Source organism: Colwellia sp. RSH04 (assembly GCF_003545765.1).
Taxonomy (GTDB): domain Bacteria; phylum Pseudomonadota; class Gammaproteobacteria; order Enterobacterales; family Alteromonadaceae; genus Colwellia.
This window is the reverse complement of the sequence record NZ_QXIO01000016.1, coordinates 17,703-30,963: the sequence shown is the minus strand read 5'-3', so window position 1 is coordinate 30,963 and position 13,261 is coordinate 17,703. Positions and strand designations below refer to the sequence as shown.

The 13,261-nt window shown below is 37.2% G+C and carries 12 protein-coding genes and 1 pseudogene; 5 read left to right on the top strand and 8 right to left on the bottom strand.

The features are described from left to right. Positions 1-200: 200 nt before the first annotated feature. Positions 201-911, bottom strand: coding sequence for a FimV/HubP family polar landmark protein (locus tag D1094_RS17490; RefSeq protein WP_118961394.1), 711 nt, complete (start codon positions 909-911; stop codon positions 201-203). Between the two features lie 159 nt (positions 912-1,070). Here D1094_RS17490 and D1094_RS17485 point away from each other — a divergent pair, with 159 nt between their 5' ends. Continuing rightward, on the top strand, positions 1,071-1,571 hold the full coding sequence (locus D1094_RS17485; RefSeq protein WP_118961393.1) for a DUF2937 family protein: 501 nt from the start codon (positions 1,071-1,073) through the stop codon (positions 1,569-1,571). Between the two features lie 108 nt (positions 1,572-1,679). Further along, positions 1,680-3,332 (top strand): bifunctional UDP-sugar hydrolase/5'-nucleotidase UshA, encoded by a 1,653-nt coding sequence (gene ushA, locus D1094_RS17480; protein ID WP_118961392.1) that lies wholly within the window; start codon positions 1,680-1,682, stop codon positions 3,330-3,332. A gap of 73 nt (positions 3,333-3,405) precedes the next feature. Here the strand turns inward: ushA and D1094_RS17475 are convergent, their stop codons facing one another. The 4 genes from D1094_RS17475 to D1094_RS17460 form a co-directional block, all read right to left on the bottom strand. Further along, positions 3,406-3,975 (bottom strand): GNAT family N-acetyltransferase, encoded by a 570-nt coding sequence (locus D1094_RS17475; protein WP_118961391.1) that lies wholly within the window; start codon positions 3,973-3,975, stop codon positions 3,406-3,408. A 293-nt stretch (positions 3,976-4,268) separates the two neighbouring features. Next, positions 4,269-5,204 (bottom strand): hypothetical protein, encoded by a 936-nt coding sequence (locus D1094_RS17470; protein WP_118961390.1) that lies wholly within the window; start codon positions 5,202-5,204, stop codon positions 4,269-4,271. Beyond that, positions 5,204-6,061 carry an ABC transporter ATP-binding protein gene (locus D1094_RS17465; RefSeq protein WP_118961389.1) on the bottom strand — a complete coding sequence of 286 codons (858 nt, stop codon included), beginning with the start codon at positions 6,059-6,061 and terminating at the stop codon, positions 5,204-5,206. The genes D1094_RS17470 and D1094_RS17465 overlap by 1 nt, the downstream gene beginning before the upstream one ends. Next, positions 6,061-6,423 carry a GntR family transcriptional regulator gene (locus D1094_RS17460; RefSeq protein WP_118961388.1) on the bottom strand — a complete coding sequence of 121 codons (363 nt, stop codon included), beginning with the start codon at positions 6,421-6,423 and terminating at the stop codon, positions 6,061-6,063. The genes D1094_RS17465 and D1094_RS17460 overlap by 1 nt, the downstream gene beginning before the upstream one ends. A gap of 265 nt (positions 6,424-6,688) precedes the next feature. Here D1094_RS17460 and D1094_RS19030 point away from each other — a divergent pair. Further along, a pseudogene (locus D1094_RS19030) lies at positions 6,689-6,892 on the top strand (hypothetical protein). Here D1094_RS19030 and D1094_RS17455 read toward each other — a convergent pair. Together D1094_RS17455 and D1094_RS17450 are read right to left on the bottom strand one after the other, a co-directional pair. Beyond that, positions 6,882-7,982: a c-type cytochrome gene (locus D1094_RS17455; RefSeq protein ID WP_118961387.1), complete on the bottom strand. Its 1,101-nt coding sequence runs from the start codon at positions 7,980-7,982 to the stop codon at positions 6,882-6,884. The pseudogene D1094_RS19030 and the gene D1094_RS17455 sit on opposite strands and share 11 nt — an antisense overlap. A 53-nt stretch (positions 7,983-8,035) precedes the next feature. Next, a complete protein-coding gene (locus tag D1094_RS17450; RefSeq protein ID WP_118961386.1) occupies positions 8,036-8,740 on the bottom strand; it encodes a 2OG-Fe(II) oxygenase in 705 nt (234 codons plus the stop codon). 375 nt (positions 8,741-9,115) lie between these two features. Here D1094_RS17450 and D1094_RS17445 point away from each other — a divergent pair, with 375 nt between their 5' ends. Further along, positions 9,116-11,455: a S8 family serine peptidase gene (locus tag D1094_RS17445; protein WP_118961385.1), complete on the top strand. Its 2,340-nt coding sequence runs from the start codon at positions 9,116-9,118 to the stop codon at positions 11,453-11,455. A 71-nt stretch (positions 11,456-11,526) separates the two neighbouring features. Here D1094_RS17445 and D1094_RS17440 read toward each other — a convergent pair whose 3' ends face one another. Next, on the bottom strand, positions 11,527-12,579 hold the full coding sequence (locus D1094_RS17440; protein ID WP_118961384.1) for an aldo/keto reductase: 1,053 nt from the start codon (positions 12,577-12,579) through the stop codon (positions 11,527-11,529). Positions 12,580-12,759: 180 nt separating this feature from the next. On the opposite strand from D1094_RS17440, the gene D1094_RS17435 reads away from it, so the two are divergent. Next, a complete protein-coding gene (locus D1094_RS17435) occupies positions 12,760-13,146 on the top strand; it encodes a hypothetical protein (protein WP_118961383.1) in 387 nt (128 codons plus the stop codon). Positions 13,147-13,261 lie beyond the last annotated feature (115 nt).

Below are 13,261 nucleotides of genomic sequence, written 5' to 3'. Positions count from 1 at the left end.
AATAACCACATGACAAAGGCTCTGCCTTGTACAAATATCCAACAAAAAGCTGCAAAAACAACCCCGAAAGATCAACAGCCCCTAGATGCTTTACTTACAACTTCTGCAAAACAGTTGCTGTTCACCAGTAGTAATAATGCACAAAGGTATTTCATAAAAGTCTCTTAATGTAATTAATTAAAACGTAACAGGCAAAAAGGTTACTTCATTGGGAGTTGACTAAGACGCTCAAACTCTTCTTTCATACCTGCTTTACTGCCTAAGGTAGCTAATACTTCATTACTTGGGCACTTTAATGTTGCGCCATTTCTTAACAAGTTAATATGGCGTTTGTTAAATTGAGACATATTACTGTTATATATTGCAATAATAGTACTGTAAGTATCGAGCTTTAACGATTCTTTATAACGACTCGCGATACTCCAAAGCGTTTCTTTAGCTTGTCGGGTTAATAAACAGTTTTGAGAATTTATAGAGAGTGGGCTAACTATTACGGTCGGTTCTATTTGCTTTTGAGTTAAATGCTCATGTTTATTTTGGGTAATTTCAGTAAGGTTTTCCGTCTCATTTGAGTCGGTCAAGCTGATACTGTCTATTTGCATCCAACGATTATTACTCTGCTCATAAACATGAATCGCTGCAGCACCACTAATGTAATGAGGGCTTGTAAGCTTGATCATAAAGTCATTTAAACGTTCACTTTGTAGAGGGCTTTCAACATTTTGATTTACTAAACTAAATTTAAGCGGTTTAGCCTCTTTTTCAACAATATTTAGCTTAACAATGAGCGGGCGTTTAGGTGCAGATTCAATATTATGAAGGCTCAAATGTATTACGTCAGCTATACAAGAAAATGAAACAAGTGCGAGTAATAGTACAGAAATAAAAAGTTGGTATGGTTGAAATGTCATTAATTCCTCATAAAAACATCAGATAAGGTTTTTTAACATTAGCATTAATTTTTGCTAAATAGAAATGTGATGAAAAATTAACAAATGACTTCACTGTGTTAATGTAGTTACAAAGGGTCGTTTTAGGCTAAATGGTACGAATTGCTAAGGAGAATTAAGTTGATAGCAAGATTAGTTGATAAATTGATTTTTGGTGGGTGTTTAATTATTGCATTACAAATCCCGCAGTTAGCAGATCATTATCAGCAATTTTTGTCAGGCCTTTATCAAGCGACCAAGTGGCAAATTGAAGGATATCAAATAACCGCAGATAAATATGAATACGCTAATGTGAGGGCTATGATTGAAGATCATCTATCGAATGACAACTTAAGTGTTCGCGCTGATGCAAAACAAAAGCTAGAAACGTTAGAAACATTTGAACAGTTAACTAACGGAATTAAGTTATTTAAACAAGGTAATTTGCTAGAAAAGTCTTTTTATATGTTTCAGCCTAAACGTTTAGGTTATCTTAAAGAAACCTTGCATAACTTTTCGTTAGGTATTCCGTTAACGCTCAGTAGTATTTTGTTTGGCATTATTATTGGGCTGCTCATTAACATAATAATTACGGGCCCCATTGTGTTAATAGCTAAAAAGATAAAAAAACTCAGTTACTAAAAAATTGAAATATGAACCAATAAAAACATGACTAATTGGACAGGTTTATTTTATACTTTAACTCTATGGTGTTTTTATAGCACAGATTAACCTTGGAAATATGTATTGATGAAAGTGTTGACGTTATGTTGTAAACCTTTAGCTACTTGTATTTTTATAAGTACACTTTTACTTTCTGCGTGCAGTAATACTCATGGTGAAGTGAACGCTGAGGTTAAAAAGCTGATGATATTACATACTAATGATCACCATGGCCGTTTTTGGCATAATGATCACGGCGAATATGGTATGGCAGCACGTAAAACCTTACTTGATAGGTTACGTGCACAAGCGAAACTAAATGGCCAAGAAGTCATTTTATTATCGGGTGGTGATATCAATACTGGTATTCCTGAATCGGATATGCAGCAAGCAGAGCCTGACTTCAAAGGCATGGCATTACTTGGCTATGATGCGATGGCTATCGGTAACCATGAATTTGATAACCCTGTTTCAGTACTTGCAAAACAACAAGCATGGGCAGGTTTTCCTTTTTTATCCGCGAATATCATTGATAGAACTTCAAATAAGCATGCCTATCAACCTAGTACCATTATCACCAAAGGCGAAATAAAAGTAGCTTTAGTTGGTTTGACGACTACTGATACTGAAATAATAAGTAACCCTGACTATGTCGGTCACTTAGCTTTTACTAAGCCAAGCACGGCTGCAAAATTGGCTATTGAGCAAATTCAACAAACACAGTCTGTGGATATCACAATTGCTGTTACCCATATGGGGCATTATGTTGATGCGAAACATGGGATTAATGCACCAGGAGATGTCACCTTAGCACGTGAGCTACCTACAGGTATGCTAGATGTTATTATTGGCGGACATTCGCAAGAGCCGATATGTATGCTCGGTGAAAATGATAGCGTTATTGATTATCATCCGGGCAATGATTGTCAACCTGATAAACAAAATGATACTTGGATCATGCAAGCGCATGAATGGGGCAAGTATGTTGGTAAAGCAGAGTTTGAAATATCTAATGATGAAGTAAAATTAACGTCATATCAACTTATCCCGGTTAACTTAACAAGAAAGCAAACCATTGCTAATGGCGAAATCACGCGTAGCTTTATTGGCGAAGAAATTGAAAAATCGCCTGAAATATATGAGTTTTTATTACCATATCAACAAAAAGGAGAAGCTAAAATATTAGTACCGTTTGCTACGGTGAAAGGATTGTTGAACGGCGATAGAGCGCAAGTGAGGAATAGGCAAACAAACTTGGGAAACCTGATCGCTACAGCTCAGAAAAAAGCGGTTAATGCTGATTTTGGTATTATTAGCTCTGGTGGTATTAGAGGCTCAATTGAGTCGGGTGAAGTGAACTATAAACAAATTCTGTCTATACATCCGTTTAAAAATAGAATTACTTATGTAGATATGACAGGAAGTGAAGTTGAAGCCTATTTAAAAATAGTGGCCGCTTTCCCACCTGATTCTGGTGCCTATGCTCAATTTAGTGGTGTGTCTTTTCAGGTTATTAATGGCGCAGTGACTAATATATTAATTCAAGAAAAACCCATAGAGAAGAATCGTACTTACCGTTTTAGCTTAAATAGTTACAATGCAGCCGGTGGCGATGGCTACCCTAAATTACTCAAGCATAAAGGGTATGTTGCCACATCGTTAATTGACGCTGAAATATTGCGTACCTTTTTAAGCAAAAATAGCCCCTTAGATGCCAGTAATTATAAGCCAGTAGATTGAGACAATAGAACTAATATGGGCAGATTATTTGAACGATGCTAATTATTTGAAAAGGGTAGCAGTGATACTTATATTATTGTTGCCAATTAGCTGCTAATAACCCGTAATCATATTGATCTGCCCACTCATCTCCCAAGAGATAGTGCTCTGTAAAGAAAGCCTCTCGTTTCATGCCAAGTTTTTCCATTACTTTATAAGAGGCGACATTTCTAGGATCACATTTAGCGACAATCTTATGTACGCCAATGTTGTCGCATAAATAATTAATTAATAGAGAAACCGCTTTTGTGCAAATACCTTTGCCAGCAGCTACGTTACTTATTCTATAACCTATTTCAACACGTTGGTGGTGCCAATCTTCTATATTGAAAGCGACCTCGCCAATAACGGTATCATTGTCAGATAAGCAAATGACTAATCCATTCCAATAACCTTGTGTAAGTTGCCAAGGTTGACTCATTTTTTCGACCATAGCTAAGGTATCGGCATCACTTTCTGGTAGACGAATAAAACGACAATTTTCTGGATCTTGGCGATACAACTTTACCGATGAAAAATCACGCTTTCGTGCAGGTCGTAAAACCAAGGCACTATTTTGTAATAAAGGAGCTGGAATTTTTTGATCTTCTGAGTAGTTTTTCATGATATGCACTATTTGCGTTTGTTGAACTATGTTTATATTTTCAGCAATGCGCTATTTTATTAATAGTAAAGTAGTATGAGCGCAGTTTGGTTGTTCCAAATATGTAAATACTAATGCTGCTAGTGTTAAAAATAGCCATCGCCCTTAAGGACTGAGACTAAACCCCTTTACTTTATAGCAATTTTACAGCTTTCGGTAGCGCCAATTTAAAATATAAAAAAGCCCTATTCATTGAATAGGGCTTATTAGCGGAAAAGTTTACCAGTGCTTTCAGTCGTTAATTACAACAGGCCTTAATGATGACTTCTGTTTGCTCTTAACCAGTATGTAGCGTATATAAATGCGGCAGCTAACGCTATACCAAATACACTGATTTTGCTACTTATTACTTTCATTGGTACTAAGGAAATGCTCTGTTGATCGTGCAAGTAATGATTGACGTTATTTTCAGAAATCGCAAAGTAGTCTGTAATTGCTCCAAGGAGTATTTGGCTATCTAAATTAAAATAATGAACGATGAATGCTTCAACAAGAAGTACTACCACCACAGGGATAATTGCCCATAAAAAAGGTGCCTTGCTAGAGAACATTGAAACTAACATTAGCCATGCATATAACGGCAGCATCCAAAGTGTATAAGGCAATAGGTTTAACCAACTGGTCATCATATGTGAGAAAATATTGCTACTACTCCATAACCCCCATAATGAAATGTCAAAACCTAAAGCAAGAATAGTACAAAGGAAAAATGCAAGGATAAGGAATAACCCTAAAGTTAAAGTAGCAGCTAATAAAAACAACCCGGGCAAAATTAAAGCCCCGACAAGTAATTTAACACCAATGGTTAAGCTGTCAGATACCGGTAATGAGCGCCAAAATAAAATAGAAAGATCTCTACGCTCATCAAACAAGCAAGCTATAAAATAATAAAGCTGTACTAATGTTGCGATAAGTAAAAAAGGTATAAAAAGCATGGAGCTAAAACTAAAAGCGATAACATTAAACATTTTATCATGTTGAACTTTTGCTATTTCTTGCCAAAAACCAAGCCAAGTAGCATTTGGGTTATTGTTTAAGAAAAAGGTAGTTAGATTACCATCAATGAGTAAAAAACCAATAAGTGGTGCTAAAATAATGATGCTTGCGATGATAGCTGGAAGCCAGATAAAAATTCTTTTGTATTCCCATATTTCTTTTTTAATTGATGTTGTTAGCTGTAAAGTATTCATTAGCATGTCTCCTTGGTCATTACACCGACAAAAATATCCGCTAATGTTGGTGAGGTGATACTGCCTAAATTGGTTAACGTTTCTTGATCAACACCGTCGAATAACATGGTGGTTAACCCCATTAAACTGTTCGAAAATATAGGGTTAAATTGATTCGCTTGTTCGATTTTTTCTTGATTGACCGCCACTAACTTAAAGCGTTCTTTTATATGCTCAGTGTCTTCACACAAGACTATTTTTCCAGATTGAATAAAGGCGACATCTGTTAAAATATGCTCAATTTCTTCAATTTGATGTGTGGTAACAATGATGCATTTATCTTGAGTATAAAAATCTTCAAGTAAGTGACTATAAAATTGACGACGAGTCAAAATATCTAGACCTAGCGTTGGTTCATCAAGAATAAGCACCTTGGCATCTATGGCTAATATTAGCGCCAAATGAACTTGTACTATCATTCCCTTAGATAACTGTTTGATTTGAGAATTTTTGCTAATGTTAGTTTTAGCAAGAAACTCTTCGGCTTTACTTTGGTTGAAGTTAGGGTGAATGCCTGTCATGTATTCAAGTGCTTGTGAGACTTTCATCCATTTTGGTAATACAGCTACATCAGCGATGTAGGCAACATCATTTAGCATTGCAGTACGTTGAGACTTTGGGTTGTAACCTAAAATGTCAACTTCACCCTGATAATCGGTTAAACCAAGTAATGCTTGTAAACAGGTTGTTTTTCCTGCTCCATTTGGGCCGACAAGTCCTAGTATTTGGCCGGCTTTGACTGTTAAATCGACATTATTTACTGCAGCTTTGTCGCCATATTGTTTGGTTAAGTTTGAGATGTTGATTAATGAGGTCATTAGCTATTCTCTCCTTGGTTAGTTAATAGATCATGTGCAGAGAGCTTTAAGCGATTTATTTGAGATAAAATGCTTGGCCATTGTTTAGTTAAAAAGGTTTCACGTTCGCGTGACAGCATTAAATTTTGCATGCCCGGTTTTACGAACAAGCCTTTTCCACGTTGCTTTTCGACGATATCTTCATCTTGCAGCATTTGATAGGCTTTTGAAATGGTTATTGGGTTCAATTGGTATTGTGCCGCAACATTGCGCACCGAAGGTAAAGCTTCACCTTCCTTGATGTAGCCATCGAGAATGCGCGAAACGACTTGTTGATATAACTGCAAGTAGATTGGAGTTTCTTTATTCCACTGTTCTGACATATTTAGTCCATCTATTCAATTGTGTTAATAGTGTTATACATCACCAACACACCAGAACACAAGGTTGGTTATCGAACTAAATGTAAAAGAATATGTAAAAGTATAGGTAAAAAGTGAAAGAAGAAGAAAGATTGTTTATGTTAGTATGTTGATCTACATAGTTATTTTATGTAATAGCTTTTGCTAATCATCATAAAAAATCGAAGTGACTATGGCGTGTTGGCCTTTGTTTAAATATTAGGGTCTGTTGATCTTTCGCGATTAAATTTTGTCCGAATTCTTCGGACAGCGTTTGTTGGTCATTTTTACGGCGTTATCGCCTTTTTATGTGGAATAACCACATGACAAAGGCTCTGTCTTGTACAAATATCCAACAAAAAGCTGCAAAAACAACCCCGAAAGATCAACAGCCCCTAACAAAGATCAACACGTCTTAGCAGGTGCTGCATTTACAAAAGTTAATCTTTAACGCCTTCAATATCGCCACGCATAACAGGTAAACCTAAATGCATCCAACCAAAGATGCCTTCCCAAAGCACAGCGGTTCGTGTGTAACCCTTAGCGCGTAACTTTTTAATAGTATAATCTGCAGCGGCGCGCGGACAGGAACAATAAGCAACAATTTGTACATCAAACGGAATGCCTTTAACTGTTTCATCTAAATCAGCGTAGTAAGGAAATGGAATTGACCCCTCAAGGTGAGCTGTTTGCCAAACGGAGGTTACACGCGTATCAAGTAACACCATTCTTTTCTTATTTTTCATCGCATCGTATAAATCTTTAGATGACACGTACATACCATCTTTAAGAGTAAAGTTAGGATCTTTACCGTCTTTATTAATAACGTATTCTTCAGGTGCAGGCAGTGCTTTTAAAATAGTTCTTTCTTCTTTCCAGCCTAATGCTTTGCTTCTAAGGAATGCGGTAATGCTGTTTATCTCTTCACTAGATAACTTGTCTTTAAACGCCACCATTGGTGTATTTTGTCGGCCATTGATAATGGCATGTCGAATAAATTCATCGGTATTGTGTGCCAACGCAGATTGATTACCCAGCGCAGGAGCTGTTACACCTTCACCTTGAATACCGTGGCATTGGCTGCATTCTTTTTGGTATATTTTTTCACCTAACTTGATATCACCCAACACTGGATTAGTCGATAGTTTTAAGCGTTCAACGCCTGCTTGTTCGAACAGCCAATAGGTGAGATCCCAGGTTTCATCTAATGTCATAGGGCCACCCACTTCATCAAGGTAACCTCCCATCGCTGTGCCTTTTCTACCGTATGACATGGGTCTTAAAATAGCATGCGGTACACCTGATTCAAATAAGCTTTTACTTTTCAGTGAAGGGGCATGATCATTAGCATGGCCTTCTCTGTTTTCGCCATGACAAAGCGCACAATACTTTTGATAGTTCGCTGAAGCCACTTTGGCTTGTTCTGGAGTTAATTTTCGTGGAGGAGGTAAAGTACCTGTCGTATTGGCTTGCACAGTTGTGAACGAAGAAAGCGAAATGACGATAATAAGAAACAAATAAATAGAAGTTTTAAAGTCCATATTTGAGCATTCTAAAAATAAAAAAGACAGCTTAGCTGTCTTTAATGGCTTTATCAATTATTAGGTTGACCGTATAGTTGTTCGGCGCGGTTATACATTAACCATGAGGTAACAACATATTTATCACTTGATAGAGGGATATGGCCTTTATGGGTATGAGTAAACCCTGCTGGAAAAATAATTAAATTACCTTTCTTAGGTTTTGCTTTAAGTTGTTGATAATGAAACTCAGTTTCTCCACCATCTTCAACATCATTTAAATAGTATAGAAAAGCTAACACACGATGCAGTGGTTTATTATCTGGCAATTGAGGAAAAATTTCAGAGTGCCAATAATGATAACCACCTTTGCCTTGATCATATTTTTGTACCGTAAAACCGTCATATCGAAAGATGTATTGAATAAGTTGATCGAGATAGGGCAAACCCACTTCATGAAAATTGTCTTTAGTGACCACCGTAGGCTCACCCGTTTTAGGATGGGTAACTGTCGGGTTTATGGCTGCAATCACTGCTAGATAATGTTCTTCTAAATACCTTCGTAAAATAGGGTAACTGGCATTGATTATTTCTTCTTGCAGCGGTTGCCATGAGTTATTATGGATCATCGAAACGTCATGGCTGTCTTTTAAGTGACTCATAACGCCACTGCCAACACGCCCTTGCTGTACATCATTACTTGATTGATGTTGTTTCATTATTCTGTCACAAAGATCATCACTCAAAGCATTTTCATATACACCGATAAATTGAGACATGTCGTTTCCTATTTTTATAATTGCTTTTATAAAGGTTGGAGTAGCTTAACCTTAGACGAATGAATACACAATGACATGTTTTTAACAAAAAATTAACTAACTTTTCTGTTAAAAAGAGTTAGGTAGAAAAAGATAATTATTATATAAAATACCTTTTTATTGAGAATTCGTAAATAACTTTATTTTTCAGTTGTTTAGGTTGTTATTTTTTACTTAGTGTAAGGGGGCGTTCTCTTTAGACTATTATTTGTATAAATTTTACACTTGTTTTGTTTGTTAATATAGTGTTACATTTGTGTGACGATGAGTTTTAAGGGAAGTCACATCGTTACATAAAAGTACTCATAACTATAATTAAAGAGACAGGAAAAATTTATGTCAAGCAATAATAAAGATAAGAAGTCAGCGTTGAAATTAGCGACATTTTTAACAACAACGAGTGTTCTTTCTTTAGCTGTGTCTACAGCTATTCACGCAGCCCAACCTAAAGGCGTTCTTTTAACGGATAACGCTTTAACTAAAGTAAACTCTTCACAATTGCCTAAGCGATACATTGTAAAATACAAGCAGCCTTCAGTGGGTTCTTTTACAAATAGTGCAATGGGTGCTTCGAGTAAAGCCGCAGTTAAAAACAAATTAATGAGCTTAGGAGCTAAGATTCACCAAGAATTTCCTGAGTCTAACTTCATAACAGCTGAACTGTCATTGAATGATGTTTTTGCATTATCAATGAATAACGATGTTGAATATGTAGAAGAAGATTTACAACGCCGTTTCATGGCACAAAGCGTGCCTTATGGTATTAGCCAAGTTCAAGCTGATTTAGTTGACGATAGTGTTGCTTCAGCAAGTGCTGGTGGTAAAAAAATCTGTGTTATTGATTCGGGGTTAAACTTACCTCATGAAGATATGGGTTCTAAGGGCGGTACTATTACAGGTACTAACGATAGTGGTACAGGAAATTGGTTTGATCACGGCGGCCCACATGGTACGCATGTAGCAGGTACAATTGCAGCCTTAAATAACGGTATAGGTGTTCGCGGTGTTATTGGTTCAAACCCTAGTATGCACATTGTTAAAGTATTCAATGAGTCGGGTTGGGGTTACTCATCTCAATTAGTTGATGCAATTAATACCTGTGTAAGCAATGGCTCTGATGTTATTAACATGAGTCTTGGTGGCTCTGGTTCAAGTACGACAGAACGTAACGGTATCAAAGCGGCATATGATGCAGGTGTATTATTAATCGCTGCTGCAGGTAATGATGGGGTTGTTTCTAGCACAACCGATGCTGAAAGTTTCCCTGCCTCTTACGATTCAGTAGTATCAGTTGCTGCGATTGATAGCAGTAAAGTGTTAGCTGATTTCTCTCAAAAGAATAGTCAAGTTGAAATTTCAGGTCCTGGTGTTGATGTATATTCAACTTACCCTGACGGTTTAGGCTCAGTTGTCGATGTTGCTGTAGGTAACACAGCTTACAGTGCAAATGCAATGGAAAACCAAGGTAGTGCAAGTGGTTCTTTGTATAACTTTGGTACAGGTGAAGCAACAGATAGTGGTGCTGCTGGTAGTGTTTGTTTAATTCAACGTGGAAATATATCGTTCCATGATAAAGTAAAAGCTTGTCAAGATAGCGGTGGTGTTGGCGCAATTATTTATAATAATGCCGCAGGCAGCTTTGGTGGAACATTAGGTGATGCTAATGCGACTTCTATTCCAAGTGTTACTGTCTCAGATACTGACGGTGCAGCAATGTTAAATAACGTTGGATTATCAGCGAGTATTAATATTGGTTCAGGTGAATACGGTAAAATGAGTGGTACCTCAATGGCATCTCCACACGTTGCTGGTGTTGCTGCGTTAGTTTGGAGTCATCACCCAAGTTGTACTAATGTTGAAATCCGTAATGTTTTAAATGCTACAGCTGAAGACTTAGGCTCAGCAGGTCGTGATGTTAAGTTTGGTTACGGTTTAGCGCAAACTAAAGATGCTATTGACTACATTACCGCGAACGGTTGTGATGGTTCAGGTAGTGGAACAGGTGGCGGCGGTGGTGGTACTACTACACCAGTAGACGGCGTGCTTGAGAACGGCGTAAGTGAAACAAACATAACGGCACTTAAAGATGAAGAAGTTCGTTTTACTTTTGAAGTACCAGCGGGTGCAACAGATGTTAACTTCGCAATGAGCGGCGGAACTGGTGATGCTGATTTATATGTTAAATTTGGCTCAGCTCCTTCAGACTCAATTTATGATTGTCGTCCTTGGGCTAACGGAAACAGTGAATCTTGTGCCGGCGCTGAAAGTGGTGGTACATACCATGTAATGGTTAAAGCTTATAACAGCTTTAGTGGTGTAAACTTACTAGCTACCTTCACTCCTGCAAGTACAGGTGGTGGTGTAGTTCAACCTGTTAATGAAACCGTTGATAATATTTCGGTAAGCAGAAGACAGTGGACTCGTTACACTTACGATTTAGCTGATGGCTTTGCTGATTTAACTTTTACTACTTCAGGTGGAAGCGGTGATGCAGATTTGTATATCACTCAAGGTGCACAATCAACGCGTAGTGCTTATGATTGTCGCTCTTGGAAGAGTGGAAACAGTGAGTCATGTACTTTTACTAATCCACAATCGGGTGTTTGGTATATAGATATCTACGGTTATTCAGCAGCGTCTGGAATCACGTTGAACTTACAAGCAACGCCTAAATAAGCATAGTTTTATTTGAATGCAAAAAGGACAACCTAGGTTGTCCTTTTTTAATGACTAAAAAATAGGTTAACTTAAAAAGGTGAAGGGGATTGCTTAAGCCATTGTGCAATATCATCCTTTATTTGCGTTGATAGTGGTATAGTAAATGCATTTAGGTTCTCTTCTAATTGCGATAAAGATGTTGCACCTATAATCGTTGATGTAACCCCGTTAACTTGATCACACCAAGCAAGTGCTAATTGAGCAGGGCTAATGCTATGTTGTTTAGCGATATCAACAAAAGTTTGTACTGCTTTATTGGCGTTATCGGTATCTCTAAATAAACCATTACGTTGCATTAAGGTAAACCTTGAGCCTGCTGGTCTAGCACCATTTAAGTATTTACCTGTAAGTAGCCCCGTGGCCAAAGGAGACCAAGGTAAATAAGCAATATCTTCATGAACACATTGCTCAATGAGGTATGGCCAATCCTTTGTATGTAGTAAACTAAATTCATTTTGAATAGATACCATACGTGGCAAGTTATATTTTGCGCTCAGTTTTAAATATTGGCTTATTCCCCAAGGCGTATCATCAGATAGCCCGCAATATCTTATTTTCCCGGTACTAACGCACTTAGCAAGGCCTTCAAGTACATCTAGCATCACTTCCGTTTGTTGCGCAGCATTAACTTCAGTAAACTGAGCTTGATTTGGCCAATGATTGCCAAAATGGGATGTTTGTCTATTTGGCCAATGTAACTGGTATAAATCAATATAATCTGTTTGCAGTCTTTTTAGTGAAGCGTCAACCGCTTTTATTACATTATCACCGCTTAACTGTGCACCGTCTCGAATATATGAAAAACCAGGGCCAGCAATTTTAGATGCTAGAATAATCTCTTTTCTTCTTGAAGGGTTACCTGCTAACCAATTCCCTATAATAGTTTCGGTTTTGCCGTAAGTTTCTTCTTTAGGTGGTACTGCGTACATTTCAGCAGTATCAATGAAATTAACCCCATGCATCTGTGCAAAGTCTAACTGTTGATTAGCGTCATTTTGATTATTTTGAACTCCCCATGTCATACTACCAAGACATACTCTTGATACATCTAGCGAGCTACTTCCTAAGCGTACATATTTCATTTGATTCCTATACTTTTAGTTGATGGGTATAGAGATATCATAGCAGTGTTTAACTGATGATATATATAAGAAATTAGCTTTCACTTTTAGTAAAAGTGTGTGTTATATTTAGGTTTAATAATTATTTAGATGACGTTAAAAAATTAACCTTTGATTGAACACACTCAGGGCGAAGTATTTATGCGGTTACATGGCTCGTTTGACATTACAATAGAAAATAATATATTGATTTCTCGCTTCTATGGTCCATGGAATTACGAGCAAACTAAAACTTATCAACTTGAAGTCATGGAGCAAGCTAAGTCAATGAGTCCAAATTACTGGGCCAGAATAGTTGACTTAAGCCAATGGGAGGGAGGCGGAGAAGAGGTTGTTACCCCGTTAGTACAGTTACAACAATGGGCTCTTGAAAATAATTGTCTTGAAATAGTTTTTGTTAACCCTCCGTTATTACCAAAATTCATGTTAGAGAAGTATGGTGATCCTTATGGCGATTATAAAGTGGTACAGACAATTGAGGAAGCAAAGGCTTGGTTAGATATTCATGTATTTAAATCAAAACGCTAAGTGATCTTTTTCATTTCTCTGCCGTTACATTTCTAGCGTAGTTCGCCTCATTACAAACTTTATTCACTTTTCTTAATTGCACGTTAATTACACTAACTCTTCCTCTTTTGTTACC